Raw genomic sequence first — 15,662 nt, forward strand, 5'->3', positions numbered from 1 at the left:
ATATATGGAGACGACCGAGTGGCGGATGCAGCGGCACGCTTGCGCGAGGCGATGGGACGGTCGGTGCTGTCCTTCCCGCTGACCTCCTTCACCGAGGACGGCGAGATCGACATCGCGGGTTTCCGCGACCACGTGGGGCGCCAGGTCGCGGCCGGTCCCGCGGCGCTCTTCGTCTGCTGCGGGACGGGCGAGTTCTTCTCGCTCGCCGAGCCCGAGTACGAGCAGCTGCTCACCGCGGCGGTCGCCGAGGTCGGCGGGCGCGTTCCGGTCGTCGCGGGCCTGGGCTACGGCTGGGCGCAGGCGTCGCGGTTCGCCGCCGCCGCCGAGCGCGCGGGCGTCGACGCCGGGCTGCTCATGCCGCACTACCTCGTCGAGGCGCCTCAGCTCGGGCTCGTCGCGCAGGTCCGCGAGGTCGCGGCGCGCACGGCCCTGCCGCTGATCGTCTACCAGCGCGGGCAGGTGCGCTTCAGCGCCGCCGCGATCGCCGAGCTCGGCGGGGTGCACGGCGTGATCGGCCTCAAGGACGGCCACAGCGACCTCGACCAGCTGCAGCGCGCCCGGCTCGCCGCACCCCCTGACTGGCTCTTCTTCAACGGCGCCGCCACCGCGGAGATGCAGGCCCGCGCCTACCGCACCATCGGCGTCCCCGCCTACTCGTCGGCCGTGCACTCGTTCGCGCCGGAGATCGCCTCCGCGTTCTTCCGCGCCTTCGCCGCACACGACGACGACACGATGGAGAAGCTGCTGCGCGGCTTCTACTGGCCATTGGTCGAGCTGCGCGACAGGCGGGCCGGCTACGCGGTCTCGCTGGTCAAGGCGGCCGCCAGGCTGCGCGGCGAGCGCGTCGGGCGAGTGCGGGCACCGCTGACCGATCCCACCCCGGACGAGACCACCGAGCTGGAGGCCCTGCTCGACGCCGGTCTCGGCCTCGTAGGAGCAACGCGATGACGGGAGCCAGTTCCGTGCCAGTCAGTTCTGGGCCAACCACTTCCGGGCCCACGATCACCCGAGCGACGGTCACCCCGATCCTGATCGGCGACCCGCCGCTGCTCAACACCCAGGGCGTGCACCAGCCGTACACGCCGCGGATGATCGTCGAGCTGGAGACGGACGCCGGCGTCACCGGCGTCGGCGAGACCTACGGCGACACCGACTACCTCACGATCGCGGAACGGCTCGCCGTCGCCGTCGTCGGTCAGCCGCTGAGCTGCCTGAACCGGCTCGGCACGCTCGTCGGCGGCGATTCGAGCGCGCCGGAGTCGACCCGGCTCGACGTCGGCGGCCTGCGTGGGGTGCGGACCAGCACGAAGCTGACCGCGAGCGTCGTCTCGGCGTTCGAGGTCGCCGCGCTCGACGCGCTCGGGCGCACCACCGGCCTCCCCGTGCACGCGCTGCTGGGCGGCAAGGTCCGCGACCGCGTCGAGTACAGCGGATACCTCTTCTACCGGTGGGCCGAGCACCCCGTCCCGGACGCGCCCGCCGACGACTGGGGCGATGCGCTCGACCCGGACGGTGTCGTGGCGCAGGCCCAGCGGTTCGCCGACCGGTACGGCTTCACGTCGTTCAAGCTCAAGGGTGGCGTGTTCCCGCCCGAGGAGGAGATCGCGGCGATCAACGCGTTGCGCGCAGCCTTCCCGGAGGCGCCGCTGCGGCTCGACCCGAACGGCGCGTGGTCGGTCGCGACCGGCATCTCGGTGGCGAACGAGCTGGCCAACGTCGTGGAGTACCTGGAGGACCCGACGCTCGGCGTGACCGGGATGTCCGAGGTCTACCGCAAGACCGGCGTCCCGCTCGCGACCAACATGTGCGTCACGACGTTCGCCGAGGTCCCGGCCGCGTTCGCGGCCGACGCCGTGCAGGTGGTGCTCTCGGACCACCACTTCTGGGGCGGGCTGGTGGCCACCCGCGAGCTGGCGGCGCTCTGCCGGACGTTCGGCGTGGGCCTCTCGATGCACTCCAACACCCACCTCGGCATCAGCCTGGCCGCGATGACGCACGTCGCGAGCACGGTCCCCGACCTGCTCTACGCCTGCGACACGCACCGGCCGTGGCAGACCGAGGACGTGATCACCGAGCCGCACACGTTCAGCGGCGGCTGCGTGGACGTGTCCGACGCCCCCGGGCTCGGGATCGAGCTGGACCGCGACAACCTCGCCCGCTTCCACGAGCGCTGGAAGGCCGGCGACGTGCGCAACCGCGACGACGTCTCGGCGATGCGGGTGGCTCGACCCGAATGGACCCAGCCGGCGATGCCTCGCTGGTGACCCCACCGATCGGAGCAGACCATGCACAGGCGCATCGTGGCGCTGTTGGCAGGCACGGCCGTCGCGCTGACCGCGTGCGGAGGCGTTCAAGGCGGTAGCGCCGCGCGCGACGCGGCCGGCTTCCCCACCAAACCCGTCGAGCTGACCGTCCCGTCCAGCGCGGGCGGCAGCAGCGACCTCATCGGGCGGGCGGTCGCGCGGGCGGTGGAGAAGCCGCTCGGCACGTCCGTACCGGTGGTCAACAAGCCCGGGGCGAACGGCGCCGTCGGCGGCAAGGAGGTGCTGGGCAGCAGCCCGGACGGGCACCGGCTCGTCATGCTGTTCAAGTCGCTGATGTCGATCACGCCGCTCGCCGTGGACGACCCGGACGCGATCCGGTTCGACCAGATGACGGTGGTCGCGCCGCTGACCGTCGAGGACTACGTGCTGGTCGTGCCGGCGGCGTCGCCGCACCGCACGGTGGCCGATCTCGTCGGGGCGGGCCGGCTCTCCTACGGCACCACCGGCGCCGGCACCGGGAGCCAGCTCGCCCAGGCGCTGCTGTTCGGCGCGGCGAAGGTCGACGCCACCGACGTGCCGTTCGACGGCGGGGCGCCGACGATCACGGCGTTGCTCGGCAGCCAGGTGGACGCCGCAGTGATCCAGATCGCCGAGGCCGCGCCGCAGGTCGACGCTGGCGCGCTGCGCCCACTGGCGGTGTTCTCCGAGGCGAGGATCCCGTTCCTGAAGGACGTCCCGACGGCGAAGGAGCTCGGCTACGACGTGGTCGTCGACCAGCGCCGCTTCCTCGCCGCGCCGGCCGGGCTCGCCCCCGAGGCGCTCGCGACGCTGCAGAAGGCCGTCGCCACGGCGCAGCAGGACCCGCGATACACGGAGTTCCTGGAGAAGAACTACATCAGCCCGTGGACCGACCCGGCCGACCAGGTGATCCCGCACCTCGAGGCGGCGAAGAAGGGCTACGCCGACGTGATCGCGGCGTCCGGGATCACGTTCAAGGAATCCTGATGGATCAGGAGCAGGAGGAGGTCCAGGAGGAGGTCCAGGAGCAGGTCACGGCCCCGGCCGGCCGATCGCGGACGACGGCGGTCGCGGCGGTCGTCTCGCTCGCCGTCGGCCTGCTCGCGGGCTGGACGGCGTGGGGCATGCGGGTGGGCACGCTCTCCGAGCCGGGTCCGGGGCTGTGGCCGCTCGTCGTGAGCGTGGTGATGGTGCTGTCGTCGGTCGCGCTGCTCGTCGCAGCGGGGCACGCCACCGAGAGCGACCCGTTCACCCGCGGCAGCGCGGTCGTGCTGCTCGGCGCGGTGTCGCTGCTGGCCTACGCGTGGGCGTTCGAGCGGATCGGGTTCGAGATCCCCACGGCGCTGCTGCTGATGCTGTGGCTCACCGTGATCGGCAAGGAGCCGCTGCTGACGTCGCTGCTGGTCACGGTGGGCGCGACGGCGGCGGCCTACCTGCTGTTCGTAGTTGCGCTGGGCGTCTCGCTGCCTCGGCTGATCGCGTTCTGAGGCCGGGGATCCATGGACGTCATCGGGCCGGCACTGGCCGGCTTCTCCGTCGCCTTCGAGCCGGCGAACCTGCTCTACTGCCTGCTCGGCGTGACCCTCGGCATGCTCGTGGGCGTCCTGCCCGGGCTCGGGCCGGCCGCGACGATCGCGGTGCTGCTGCCGATCACGTACACGATCGAGCCGGCCTCGGCGATCATCATGCTCGCCGGGATCTTCTACGGCGCGCAGTACGGCGGCACGATCACGTCGGTGCTGCTGCGGCTGCCCGGTGAGGCGTCGACGGTGGTCACGGCGATCGACGGTTACCAGATGGCGCGCAACGGCAGAGCGGGCGCCGCGCTCGGGATCGCGGCGATCGGCTCGTTCATCGGCGGCACGGTCGCGATCCTCGGGCTGACGTTCCTGGCGCCGCTCGTGGCAGGCGCGGCGTTGAGCTTCGGGCCGCCCGAGTACACCGCCTTGGCCGTCCTGGGCATCCTGCTGGTCACGACGCTGGGCGGCGGCTCGGTGCGGGCGAGCCTGCTCGCGGCCGCGATCGGGCTGCTGCTCGCGACCGTGGGCCGCGACCCGATCGTCGCGACCGAGCGCTTCACGTTCGGCAGCGACGAGCTGGCCGACGGGATCGACTTCGTCGTCGTCGCGATGGGCCTGTTCGGGATCGGCGAGATCCTGTTCAACCTGGAGCAGCACCGCGGGACGAACCCGAAGCCGCCGCCGATCGGACGGGCGTGGCCGTCGCGGCAGGACTGGCGCGACGCGCGGGCCGCGGTCGGGCGCGGCTCGGTCGTCGGGTTCGTGCTCGGCGTGCTGCCCGGCGGTGGCGCGACGATGTCCTCGCTGGTCGCGTACGCGGTGGAGAAGCGCAGGGCGAAGGACCCCAGCCGGTTCGGCAAGGGCGCCATCGAGGGCGTCGCAGGACCGGAGACGGCCAACAACGCCGCCGCGACGTCGTCGTTCATCCCACTGCTCACGCTGGGCATCCCGGCCAACGGGACGATGGCGATCATGTTCGGCGCGCTGCTGCTGCACGGCATCACGCCGGGCCCGCTGCTGATCGGGCAGCACCCCGACGTGTTCTGGGGTGTCATCGACTCGATGTACGTCGGGAACCTGCTGCTGCTGATCATGAGCGTGCCGCTGATCGGGATCTTCGTGCGGGTCCTCGCGGTGCGCACCGCGATCCTCGCCCCGCTGACCGTGCTGATCACCATGATCGGCGTCTACACGGTGCGGATGAGCGTGTTCGACATGCTCGCCGTCGCCGTGTTCGGGGTGCTGGGCTACCTGATGAAGAAGGTCGGGCTGGAGCCGGGCCCGCTGGTGCTCGCGTTCGTGCTGGGGACGCTGCTGGAGACGTCGTTCCGGCAGTCGATGCGGATCTTCCACGGTGACCTGGCCGGGTTCGCGGGCCGGCCGATCTCCGGCGTGCTGCTCGGCGCGGTCGTGGTGATCGTCGTCGTGGCGGCGCTGCGCCGCCGCAGCCACCGGAAGACCGTCGACAACGACGTTTTGGCTGTTCCGGGGCCCACAAAAGAGCCATAACGTCGTTGTCGACGGTTACTGTCGCCCGTGCTCGTCGTTCTCGACCTCATCGGTGTCGCGGTGTTCGCCGCGTCCGGCGCGCTGGCCGCCGTGCACGCCAGGCTGGACGTGTTCGGGGTGATCGTGCTGGCGGCCGTGACGGCGCTGGGCGGCGGCGTCGTGCGCGACGTGCTGATCGGCGTCACACCGCCGAGCACGCTGCGGCAGTGGCCTTACCTGCTGGTTCCGGCCGTGGTGGCGCTGCTGGTGTTCCGCTGGCACCCGGCGGTGGCCCGGCTGCGCCGCGGCGTCCAGCTCCTCGACGCGCTGGGACTGGCGCTCTTCGCGACCACCGGCACCGTCGCCGCGCTCGGGACGGGCGCGCCGGCCGTCACCGCCGCGCTGGTCGGGGTGATCACCGGCGTCGGCGGCGGCATGCTGCGCGACGTGCTGCTCAACGAGGTGCCGACCGTCCTGCGCCGCGAGATCTACGCGCTCGCGGCCGCGGGCGGCGCCGCCGTCGTGGTCGCGGGTCACCGGCTCGGGCTCCCCTCCGGGCCGGTGACCCTCGCGGCGGCCGCACTCGTCGCCACCGTGCGCGTGCTGGCGCTCTGGCGCCACTGGAACGCGCCGGTGGCCGGCCACCTCTGACGCGTCGCCCTCGATGGTGAGAGGCACCGATCGGAGTTTGACGGTCAGACGCCCGCGCCGACCAGGTCCGCCAGCGCGCGACCGCGCTCCGCTGCGCGCTCGTGGGCCTGCGAGAGCGATTCGGCCGCGAGCGGGCGCAGCTCGGCCATCGCCGGCGTGACGTCGGCGAGGGTCAGCTCGGCCTCGACGACGGTGACGTCGGCGCCGAGCACGTCGGAGAGGATCCGGACGAGGTAGGGCGTCGCGTGGTCCCAGCCCTCGCGGGGCGTGCCGGCGCCGTAGCCGCCGCCGCGCGCGATCACGAGCGTGACGGGACGGTCGCCGAGCAGCTTGCCGCCCGCCTGCGCGCGGGGGTCGAGCAGCACGAGGTCGATCCAGTTCTTCAGGTGCTGCGAGACGCCGAAGTTGTAGAGCGAGGTCGCGACCACGATCACGTCGGACGCGAGCAGCTCGTCCACTAGCGCGACCGACAGCGCGGCGGCGGCCGCGTGCTGCGGCGAGCGTGGGGCCTGCGGGTCGTAGACGCCGGCCGCGGCCGAGGTCCACGCGGTCGGCGGGAGCGGCTCGGCGGTCAGGTCCCTGCGGACGACCGTGCCTTCCGGGTGCCGGCCGGTCCACGCCTTCTCCAACGTGTCGGCGACCTGGCGGCTCACCGAACCCTGCTGGCGGATGCTGCTGTCGAGACGGAAGAGCGTCATGACTTCTCCACTACTCCAAGTGCGTGGTTGTGCTGTCCAGACGATGTTCTGCTTTGCAGACGATCGTGTCAACAGACAGTAGCCCAGGTCGCATTCCCGGTATGCTCGACGTGTGACCACCCCCGCCGGCGTCGAGACCGATCTCGGTTGGGCGCTCGGCACGGTGATGCGCACGTACCTGCGCATGGCCGACGCGCGCCTGGCCGGTATCCCCGGTGGCCCGCGCGGCTACCAGGTGCTGGCCTCCGCGTCCGACCCCGAGCTGAACAGCCAGCTGGCGCTCGCGAAGTACCTCGGCGTCGACCGCACGGTGATGACCTACTTGATCGACGACCTCGAGGGCGCCGGGCTCGTCGCGCGCGTCCCCGATCCGGCCGACCGCAGGGCCCGCCGGATCGAGCTGACCGACGCGGGCACCGAGCGCCTCTGCCAGCTCGAACGGAGCCTGCGTGAGGCCGAGGAGCACCTGCTCGGCGCCCTGGAGCCGGAGGAGCGCGAGGTGCTGCGCACCCTCCTGCACCGCCTCGCCACCCGCGGCGAGCAGCAGCACAACGCGTGCGACGTCGCCGACATGCTCGACTCGGCAGGCCCCGCGGGCCCGCCCGCCGCACCCACGCGGCGCAAGCGCCGCCGCTGACCCGACCCCCGTAGAAGTTCCCCACCGTTTTGTGCATCTGCGCGCCTCCAGGGCGCGCAAGTGCACAAAACGGTGGGGAAGTTCGGGGTTCTAGCGCAGCGCGGCGGCCTTGCGTTCGAGGTAGGCGCGCTCGGGGAGGCTCGTGGTGCGGCGGGCGGCCTCGAGGTAGGAGGCCAGCGCGCCGGCCCTGTCGCCGATCAGCTCCTGGAGGTAGCCGCGCACGGCGTGCAGGCGGTGGTGGCGCGAGACGCGCTCGTCCTTCTCCAGCGGCTCCAGCAGCGCAAGCCCGGCCGCCGGGTCCTGCGCCTTCGCGACGGCGACCGCGTGGTTGAGCGTGACCATCGGATTCGGCGCGATCGTCTCCAGCACCCCGTACAGCACGACGATCTGCGCCCAGTCGGTGTCCTCGTCGCGCGCGGCCTCGGCGTGCACCGCCGCTATCGCGGCCTGCAGCTGGTACGGACCGACCGCGGCGGTCGCGAGCGCGCCGCTGATCAGCGCGACGCCTTCGGCGATCTGCGCATGGTCCCAGCGGGCCCGGTCCTGGTCGGCGAGTGGGACCAGGCTGCCGTCCGCGCCGGTGCGGGCCGCGCGCCGGGCGTCGGTCAGCAGCATGAGCGCGAGCAGCCCTGTCACCTCGCCGTCCTCGGGCAGCGCCGCGCGCAGTTTCCGGGTGAGCCGGATCGCCTCCGTGGCCAGCTCGGGACGGTGCAGGTCGGCGCCGGACGACGCGGTGTAGCCCTCGTTGAAGATCAGGTACAGGACGTGCAGCACCTCGGGGAGGCGTTCGGTCCCGGCCGGCAGGTGGAACCCGTCCGCCTGCTTGATCGACTTCTTGGCGCGGCTGATGCGCTGCGCCATCGTGGCCTCCGGCACGAAGAACGCGTGCGCGATCTCCGCGGTCGTCAGACCGCCGACGGCACGCAGCGTGAGCGCGATCTGCGACGGCGGCGAGAGCGCGGGGTGGCAGCACAGCAGGAGCAGCGTGAGGCTGTCGTCGACCGGCGCCGCCGCCTCGCCGGGACCGGCGCCGACCGGCTCGGGATCCAGGACGGCCAGCTCCGCCTCGCGCCGCCGTCGCGCGCTCTCGCTGCGCCACTCGTCGGTCAGCCGCCGCGTCGCGACCGTCAGCAGCCAGGCGCGCGGGTTGTCCGGCAGGCCGTCCCCCGGCCACTGCGTGGAGGCGGCCAGCAAGGCCTCCTGCACGGCGTCCTCGCACGCGTCGAACTGGCCGTGGCGGCGCACGAGCACGCCGAGGACCTGCGGCGCGAGCTCGCGCAGCAGGTCCTCGATGCGGGTGCCCGTCACATCTCCATGCCGGCGGAGAACATGACCGGCCGGACCTCGATGCCCAGCCCCTCTATGGCCGCGTCGGGGATCATCGCGGCCAGCTCGTAGGCGCGTTCCTCGCTCTCGACGTCGACGAAGTAGAAGCCGCCGATGTACTCCTTCGCCTCGACGTAGGGCCCGTCGGTGACGACGGTCGAGCCGTTGCGGACGCTCACCACGACGGTGTTCGCCGGGTCGCCCAGCGCCTGCGTCCCGATCATCTCGCCGGACTCCTTGATCGCCTCCATGAACGCGCCGTGCCCCTCCATGACCGCGTTGCGCTGCTCCCCGGTCAGGGCGTCGAACACGGCCGGGTTCTGGTGCATGATCAGCAGGTACTTCATCGCTTCTCCTCGTGGTCGACCACCGCACCCGCGGTGGACACCGCAGGGTCGGAGCCGGGTGGCCGATCTCGACACGGACTCTCGACACGGACCGTAGTGCGTCTCAGCGCACGCCCTGCTCCAGCTCCCCCGCGATCCGCCGCTGCACGGCGGCCACCGCTCGGAACGCCTCGCGCAGCGACGCCCGGGTGACGGCGGAGAGGTCCCGCGGGCGCACGAGGTCGTCGGGGACCTCGCCGGCGCGCAGCTGCTCGACCTGGTGCGCCAGCCGCAGCTGCAGCACCAGGTGGAACGCCTCTTCGAGGGTCGCGGCGGCGCCGGCGTCGAGCGTGCCCGCCGCAACCGCGGCACGCAGCCGTGCCGGCGTCGACGCGCTGGTGACGCCCGCGGCCATCCCGGCCCACCTGGCGAGGTCGACGATCGGGACCAGACCGCCGGACTTCAGGTCGAGCCGGCCGCGGCGCCGACCGGTGTGCTCGACGACGAAGTCGCGGAGGAAGCCCGTCGGCGGCCGGTGGGCCAGCGCGTACTTCCCGAGGAGCCGCAGCAGGTCGGGGTGGCGCCGCGCGTTGCGGAAGACGTCGGGGACTGCGGGGTCGACACGCAGCCCCCACACCGGGCGCGCGTCCACCATGAGCGAGACGAAGATCGGCGCCTTGGTCTGCGCCGGATCGGTGAGCCAGCCGCGCGCGGCCGCCTGCCACGCCTCGTACGAGCGCGCGAAGAGCCGGTTGCTCGCGACCGCCCCGTTGGAATCGGCCCGGAACCCGGCCGCGGCGAGCCCGTCGAGGACCCGCTCCGCCAGTGTCCGCCCGTAGGTCTCCGCCTCGTCCTCGTCGGCGGGCCCGACCCAGACGAGCCCGCTGTCCACGTCGGACGACGGCACGGCCTCGCGGCGCGCGAGACTGCCCAGCGCGAGCCAGGTGAGCGGGCGCGGCGGGTTGCCCAGCTCGGCGACGACCAGCTCGATGAGCCGCCTGGTCAACGCGTCGACGACCACCGACGTGATGCCGGCGATGTCGCTCGCCGCGACCTTCGCGTCGTGCAGGGCGATCACGGTCGCGGTGAGCCCCTGCGCGGCAGCCACCAGCTCGGGCACGGTCGCGGCCCGCGCGATCGCTGCACGCAGCCCGAAGCTGCTGCGGGTGGTCGCGGCGACGACGTCGGCGTCCTCCAGCACACCGAGCAGCCGGCCCGTCGCGTCGAGCACGGGCACGTGGCGCACGCCGCGGTCGAGCATGTCGAGCAGCACCTCGCCGCCGAGCCGGTCGGCGGCCGTGGTCCACGCCGGAGCGCTCATCGCGAGCCGGACGGGCGCCGCGGTGTCGGTGCCGTCGGCGATGACGGTGCGCAGGTCGCGGTCGGTGAGGATGCCGAGGCGGCCGTTTCCCGGTGGACCGTCGCCGAGGGGCACCACGACGGCCGTGGCGCCGCACCCGGTCATCCGCTGCGCGGCCTCGCGGATCGAGGTCTCCGCCGGCACCGTGCACAAGGGCGCCCTGATCAGCTCGCGGACCGGGCGTTGCGCGGCGTCGGGCCCGCTGTCGGGGCCGCTGTCGGGACGGGCAGCCGCGAGCAGTGTCGGGGCCAGCAGCGAGCGGGCGACGTACCGCAGGCCGGCCGGTCGGCCGAGCAGGTCGCGGACCGCGGCGGCGGGCAGCCGCAGGCACGTCGTCGGGCCGTGCGCGACGGCGGTGAACCCGATCGGCAGCCCGGCGAGCATCGCGGCGTGGCCGAACAGCTCGCCGGGGCCGAGCAGGTCGAGCACGCGCCCGGAGTGCACGATCTCGACCGACCCGCTGCGGACCACCCGCACGTGCTCCGGCGGGCCTTCGCCGCGCACGAGGATCGACGCCCCGGCGGGGTGGTCCTCGGTCGTGGCCGTGGCGGCGAGCGCCGCCAGCTCGGCGGGTTCGAGACCGTCGAACGGCGGGTGCGCGCGCAGGAACTCCGCCTCGTCGGCCACGCCGCCATCCTCGCCCATCGGGCCCGGCAACGGAATTCGCCGGTGGGCGGTCGTTTTCGAATGCGATCGTCAGCGCAATCCAGCTGACAGGTGTTTCACTCCCCCGTGGCATTCCTCGGCGGCCCCGAGTCCAGAAAACTGTGCGCTATCGCCGCGAGGAAGGCAGCATCCGTGTTCAGACCTGCGCGGCACGGCCTGCTGGCCTCCTCCGCGGCCCTCGCGGTCGCCATCAGCGGGCTCGGCGCACCCGCCGCGGTCGACCCCGTTCTGAGGCCCGGGACGACGTTCTTCACGCCACCGCCGAAACCGGAGGCGCTCAAGCACATCGCCGAGGTTGCCGCAGGTGGTGACGTTGCGCTCGCCGCCAAGCTCACCGACATGGTGACCACGCCGCAGGCGTACTGGCTCGCCGGCGACAAGCCGGCGAGCATCGAGCGCCGGGTGCGCACGGTCACCACCGCGGCGGCCGCGCTGGGCCAGGTGCCGGTGCTCGTCGCCTACAATATCCCTTTCCGCGACTGCGCGCAGTTCTCCGCGGGCGGCGCCACGAATACCGCGGAATACCTCGATTGGATGGGCGCGTTCGCCAGGGGCATCGAGAACCGCAAGGCCGTGGTGCTGCTCGAACCCGACGGGCTGGGCATCATCCCGCACCACCGCAACATCCAGGGCGAGCCGGAATGGTGCCAGCCGAAGGAGGCCGACCCGGCCACCGCGGCCGCCGAGCGCTACACGCAGCTCAACAGGGCCGTCGACATGGTCACCGAGCTGCCCGGCACGAAGGTTTACCTCGACGGCACCCACCTGCACTGGCTCGGTGCCGGTGACACGGCCAAGCGGCTCGCCGCTGCCGGCGTCGACCGCACCGACGGGTTCTTCCTGAACGTGTCGAGCTTCGAGACCGACGCCTACAACGCCCGCTACGCGCTCTGGGTGAGCTCGTGCCTCGCCTTCGCGGCCAACCCGGACGACGGCGGATGGCGGCTCGGCCGTTACGAGTAGTGCGCTAGCCAGTACCACCCCGCGAAGGTCGACGACGAGAGCACGTGGCACCTCACCGACAAGTGGTACGCCGACAGCCTCGGCAGGGCGCGCCCGACCACCCACTACGTCGCCGACACCAGCCGCAACGCCCGCGGCCCCTGGACGCCACCGGCCGCGCACCCGCCGGGTGACCCGCAGACGTGGTGCAACCCGCCCGACCGCGGCCTCGGGTTCAAACCGACCACCCGGACCGGCAACCCGCTGCTCGACGCCTACCTGTGGGTGAAGGTCCCCGGCGACTCCGACGGCGAGTGCAACCGCTGGAACCCGCCGGGCGCGATCGACCCCGTCCGCGGGAAGCACGACCCGCGCGCCGGAGCTTGGTTCCCCGACCTCGCCGTCGAGCTGGTGCGCAACGCCGGCCCGACGCGGCCGCCGGACGAGGCGCAGCTCTCCCCCGCGCTGCCGGAAGGCACAGGGGCGGAGCAGACGGGCGAGGACCCGAGCTGGCCCCACGTCGACCTCCCCGACGAGCGGCGCTGGCCCCAGCAGTAGGGCGGCCCCGGCGGCCCCATGCGTTCCGCACGCGAGGGCAGGAAAGCCACTTTCCTGCCCTGTGAGGGCCGGAAAGTGGCTTTCCTGCCCTCCCCAGCGCCGTGGCCGGGGCGCCGCTAGGCGCGAAGCAGGTCGGCCGCCTTCTCCCCGATCATCATGCAGGTGATGTTGGGGTTGATCGCCGGCAGGAACGGGAGGATCGACGCGTCCGCGACCCGCAGCCCCGTCACCCCCCGCACGCGCAGCTGCGGGTCGACGACGGCGTCCGGGTCGCTCGCCGGACCCATCTTCGCCGTGCTCGCGGGGTGGTAGACGGTGTTGTGGGTCTTGCGGATGTAGTCGACGAGGTCGTCGTCCGTGACGGCGTCCGGGCCGGGGGTGAGCTCGCGCGCCACCCAGTCCTTCAGCGCGGGCTGCTCCGCGATCCGCCGCGCCAGCCGCACCCCGGCGAGCATGACGGTCATGTCGTGGTCTTCGGGGTCCGTGAAGTAGCGCGGGTCGACCTTCGCGCGGTCGCGGAAGTCGAGCGACCGCAGCCGCACCGTGCCCCGCGACCGCCCGCGCGTGACGTTCGGGGTGAGGCAGAACCCGTTGTCGGTGGTCGGGTAGCCCCAGCGCACGGTGTTGAGGTCGAACGGGACCGAGCCGTAATGCATCATCAGGTCGGGCCGGTCGAGCCCCTCGCGGGTGCGGGTGAACAGCCCGATCTCCCACCACTGCGTGGAGCGGGTGACCATGGGCCGGGTCGCCTCCCACATGACGAGGCCCTCGACGTGGTCGTCGAGGTTCGCCCCGACGCCGGGCGCGTCCACCAGCACCTCGACGCCCATCTCACGCAGGTGCGCCGACGGTCCGATGCCCGAGAGCATCAGCAGCTTCGGCGTGTCGATGGCGCCCGCGGAGAGCACCACTTCGCGCCGCGCCGTGACGGTGTGCCGGCCGGGTCCGATGTCCTGCTGGTACTCGACGCCCGTCGCGCGCCGGCCGCCGTCCTCGTCGCCGAAGAGCACCCGCGACGCCCACGCCCCGGTCCGGATCTCCAGGTTGGGTCGGGAGCCCATGATCGGGTGCAGGTAGCTCACCGACGCCGAGGCACGCGTGCCGTCGGGCAGCTGGTTGATCTGGAAGAACCCGGCGCCCTCGCACACCGTCGTGCCCTCGTTGAACCGCACGGTCGGCAGCCCGACGGCCGCCGCGGCCTCCAGCACGGCGACACCGCACGGGTCGTCGGCCGGGATCTGCATGAGGTTGACCGGGCCGGAGCGCCCGTGGCCGTCCCACTCGCCGTCGTTGGTCTCCAGCCGCTTCAGCAGCGGGAAGCACTCGTCGGCGCTCCAGCCCTCGCACCCGGACGCCGCCCACTCGTCGAGGTCCTCGCGCGGCGTCCAGAACGCGATGCACGAGTTGTGCGACGAGCACCCGCCCAACACCTTCGCCCTGGCGTGGCGCAGGAAGCTGTTGCCCCGCTCCTGCGGCTCGACCAGGTAGTCCCAGTCGTAGCCGGAGTCGAGCAGCGCCATCCAGTCGGTCAGCTTGAGGATGTTCTGGTCGCCGACGTCGCTCGGGCCCGCCTCCAGGAGGCACACCGTCACGGACGGGTCCTCCGACAGCCGCGCGGCGAGCGCGCAGCCCGAGGAGCCACCGCCGACGATCACGTAGTCGAACTCGCTCACGGTGCTTGCTCCAGGTTCTTCGCCATGTGCTCCGGCAGCGTGCCGACGTGGTGGCGGCCGCGGAACTGGTACCAGGCCAGCCCGCCGAGCGCGACGATGCCGATGAAGATGAACGCGATCCAGCTCAACCAGCCGGTGCCGTACACGGCCTCCCGCGGCCACGCGAGGTTGATCGCCATCGCCGCGCCCCAGACCACCGCAAGGATGTTCACCGGCAGCCCCCACCGGCCGAGCGTGAAGTAGCCGGTGCCCGCGCCCTCGTCCGGCCACTCCCCACGCAGCCGCTTGCGCAGCATGGGCACCGTGACCAGCAGGTACGCGATGTAGATCATGATGATCGCGACGCTGGTGACCGCCGTGAACACCTCGGGGACGCCGGCGTTGGCGACCAGGATGATGATCGCGAGCACGCCGATGAGCACGGCCGGGATCACCGGCGTCTTGCGCACGGGGTCGATCTTCGCGAGCGTCGCGCCGGCCGGCAGCGCGTTGTCGCGGGCCATCGCGAACATCAGCCGGATCGCCGCGGTGTGCACGGCCAGCGCGCAGACGGTGATCGCGATGGTGATCGCGATCAGGAAGATCGTGCCGACCGGGCCGCCCAGCACCTGCAGCAGGATCAGCTGGCCGCCGCCGTTCTTCTGCCCGAGCGCGGGGTCGGCGAGGTTCGGCGCGGCGAGGATGCAGAGCAGCAGGATGAGCCCGCCGATCACGAACGACGCGATGACGGCACGCAGGATCGCGGTCGGCGCGGTGCGGCGCGGGTCGACCGTCTCCTCGCCGAGCGAGCTGGCCGTGTCGAACCCGTACATGACGTACGCGGAGGCGAGCGCCGCGATGAGGAACGTGCCGAGGTAGCCGCCCGTCCCCTCGCCGAAGCCGGTGGTGTCGAAGAGCACCGACGGCGGGTTCACGATGTTGAACGCCAGCGCGATGATGATCGCGACGGCCGCGATGAGCTCGATGAACACCCCGGCGCTGTTGATCTGCGCCATCAGGCGGACGCCGACCGCGTTGATCACGGTGGTGAAGATGATCAAGATGGTCCCGAGGATCACCCCGTTGAGCGCGGCGTCGGTCGCCTCGGCGGCGCTGCCGACGAACTGGAAGCCCGACCAGATCTGGGGCAGCACCAGCTGGTAGGCCAGCACGACGGCGGAGATCGTCACGATCGACGCCGTGAGCATCATCCAGCCGGCCATCCAGCCGGTGGTGGTGCTGCCCAGGCGCTTGGCCCAGTTGTAGACCGAGCCCGCCACCGGGTAGCGCCCGGCGAGCTCCGCGAAGCTCAGCGCCACCATCAGCTGGCCGGCGAAGACCAGCGGCCACGACCACCAGTACGGCGCCCCACCCGTGCTGAACCCGAAGTAGAACAGCTGGAACGTTCCGGTGAGGATCGATATGTAGCTGATCCCCGCAGCGAAGCTGGCGAACTTCCCGATGCTGCGGTCGAGCGTTTGGCTGTACCCGAATTCAGCCAGGTCATCAGAGTCCTGCGTCATCGCAACACCTCCGTGGGATCAGCCCCCGACGAA

At 72.4% G+C, this 15,662-nt stretch carries 13 protein-coding genes and 1 pseudogene; 8 read left to right on the forward strand and 6 right to left on the reverse strand.

The genetic code is table 11. The annotated features are described in order from the left end of the window. The first annotated feature begins 18 nt into the window (after positions 1–18). Genes LL648_RS13145 through LL648_RS13170 form a run of 6 tightly spaced genes read left to right on the forward strand, consistent with a single transcriptional unit; the run spans position 19 to position 5,941 of the window. Positions 19–948, forward strand: a complete 930-nt coding sequence (locus tag LL648_RS13145; RefSeq protein ID WP_308190313.1) for a 5-dehydro-4-deoxyglucarate dehydratase — start codon at positions 19–21, stop codon at positions 946–948. Between the two features lie 14 nt (positions 949–962). Continuing rightward, positions 963–2,264: a glucarate dehydratase family protein gene (locus LL648_RS13150; RefSeq protein ID WP_232662813.1), complete on the forward strand. Its 1,302-nt coding sequence runs from the start codon at positions 963–965 to the stop codon at positions 2,262–2,264. Between the two features lie 21 nt (positions 2,265–2,285). Further along, positions 2,286–3,269, forward strand: coding sequence for a Bug family tripartite tricarboxylate transporter substrate binding protein (locus tag LL648_RS13155; protein WP_232662814.1), 984 nt, complete (start codon positions 2,286–2,288; stop codon positions 3,267–3,269). Further along, complete coding sequence (locus tag LL648_RS13160) at positions 3,269–3,769, forward strand: tripartite tricarboxylate transporter TctB family protein (RefSeq protein ID WP_232662815.1); 501 nt, start codon at positions 3,269–3,271, stop codon at positions 3,767–3,769. Before LL648_RS13155 ends, LL648_RS13160 begins: the two co-directional genes overlap by 1 nt. Positions 3,770–3,781: 12 nt before the next feature. Continuing rightward, positions 3,782–5,311, forward strand: a complete 1,530-nt coding sequence (locus tag LL648_RS13165; protein WP_232662816.1) for a tripartite tricarboxylate transporter permease — start codon at positions 3,782–3,784, stop codon at positions 5,309–5,311. A gap of 27 nt (positions 5,312–5,338) precedes the next feature. Further along, entirely contained in the window at positions 5,339–5,941 is a 603-nt protein-coding gene (locus LL648_RS13170; protein ID WP_232662817.1) for a trimeric intracellular cation channel family protein, read from the forward strand. Positions 5,942–5,985: 44 nt separating this feature from the next. Here LL648_RS13170 and LL648_RS13175 read toward each other — a convergent pair whose 3' ends face one another. Continuing rightward, positions 5,986–6,639 carry an FMN-dependent NADH-azoreductase gene (locus LL648_RS13175; RefSeq protein ID WP_232662818.1) on the reverse strand — a complete coding sequence of 218 codons (654 nt, stop codon included), beginning with the start codon at positions 6,637–6,639 and terminating at the stop codon, positions 5,986–5,988. 112 nt (positions 6,640–6,751) lie between these two features. Here LL648_RS13175 and LL648_RS13180 point away from each other — a divergent pair, with 112 nt between their 5' ends. Then, entirely contained in the window at positions 6,752–7,276 is a 525-nt protein-coding gene (locus LL648_RS13180) for a MarR family winged helix-turn-helix transcriptional regulator (protein WP_232662819.1), read from the forward strand. Between the two features lie 90 nt (positions 7,277–7,366). Here the strand turns inward: LL648_RS13180 and LL648_RS13185 are convergent, their stop codons facing one another. From LL648_RS13185 to LL648_RS13195, 3 genes are all read right to left on the reverse strand, one after another. After that, positions 7,367–8,584 carry an RNA polymerase sigma factor gene (locus LL648_RS13185; protein WP_232662820.1) on the reverse strand — a complete coding sequence of 406 codons (1,218 nt, stop codon included), beginning with the start codon at positions 8,582–8,584 and terminating at the stop codon, positions 7,367–7,369. Further along, a complete protein-coding gene (locus LL648_RS13190; protein ID WP_232662821.1) occupies positions 8,581–8,949 on the reverse strand; it encodes a YciI family protein in 369 nt (122 codons plus the stop codon). Before LL648_RS13190 ends, LL648_RS13185 begins: the two co-directional genes overlap by 4 nt. Positions 8,950–9,052: 103 nt before the next feature. Then, positions 9,053–10,915, reverse strand: coding sequence for a putative nucleotidyltransferase substrate binding domain-containing protein (locus tag LL648_RS13195; RefSeq protein ID WP_232662822.1), 1,863 nt, complete (start codon positions 10,913–10,915; stop codon positions 9,053–9,055). A 171-nt stretch (positions 10,916–11,086) separates the two neighbouring features. Between LL648_RS13195 and LL648_RS13200 the strand changes: the two are divergent. After that, positions 11,087–12,454, forward strand: a pseudogene (locus tag LL648_RS13200) (glycoside hydrolase family 6 protein). 116 nt (positions 12,455–12,570) lie between these two features. Here the strand turns inward: LL648_RS13200 and LL648_RS13210 are convergent. Further along, positions 12,571–14,127 carry a GMC family oxidoreductase gene (locus LL648_RS13210; protein WP_232662823.1) on the reverse strand — a complete coding sequence of 519 codons (1,557 nt, stop codon included), beginning with the start codon at positions 14,125–14,127 and terminating at the stop codon, positions 12,571–12,573. Continuing rightward, positions 14,124–15,629, reverse strand: a complete 1,506-nt coding sequence (locus LL648_RS13215; RefSeq protein WP_232662824.1) for an APC family permease — start codon at positions 15,627–15,629, stop codon at positions 14,124–14,126. Before LL648_RS13215 ends, LL648_RS13210 begins: the two co-directional genes overlap by 4 nt. Positions 15,630–15,662: the final 33 nt, after the last annotated feature.

This window comes from Pseudonocardia sp. TRM90224, assembly GCF_021245725.1.
Lineage (GTDB): Bacteria > Actinomycetota > Actinomycetes > Mycobacteriales > Pseudonocardiaceae > Pseudonocardia.

Coding starts and splice junctions, on each gene's coding strand:
- LL648_RS13155 (WP_232662814.1), top strand. CDS start 2,286: ATGCACAGGCGCATCGTGGCGCTGTTGGCAGGCACGGCCGTCGCGCTG.
- LL648_RS13160 (WP_232662815.1), top strand. CDS start 3,269: ATGGATCAGGAGCAGGAGGAGGTCCAGGAGGAGGTCCAGGAGCAGGTC.
- LL648_RS13165 (WP_232662816.1), top strand. CDS start 3,782: ATGGACGTCATCGGGCCGGCACTGGCCGGCTTCTCCGTCGCCTTCGAG.
- LL648_RS13175 (WP_232662818.1), bottom strand. CDS start 6,639: ATGACGCTCTTCCGTCTCGACAGCAGCATCCGCCAGCAGGGTTCGGTG.
- LL648_RS13190 (WP_232662821.1), bottom strand. CDS start 8,949: ATGAAGTACCTGCTGATCATGCACCAGAACCCGGCCGTGTTCGACGCC.
- LL648_RS13215 (WP_232662824.1), bottom strand. CDS start 15,629: ATGACGCAGGACTCTGATGACCTGGCTGAATTCGGGTACAGCCAAACG.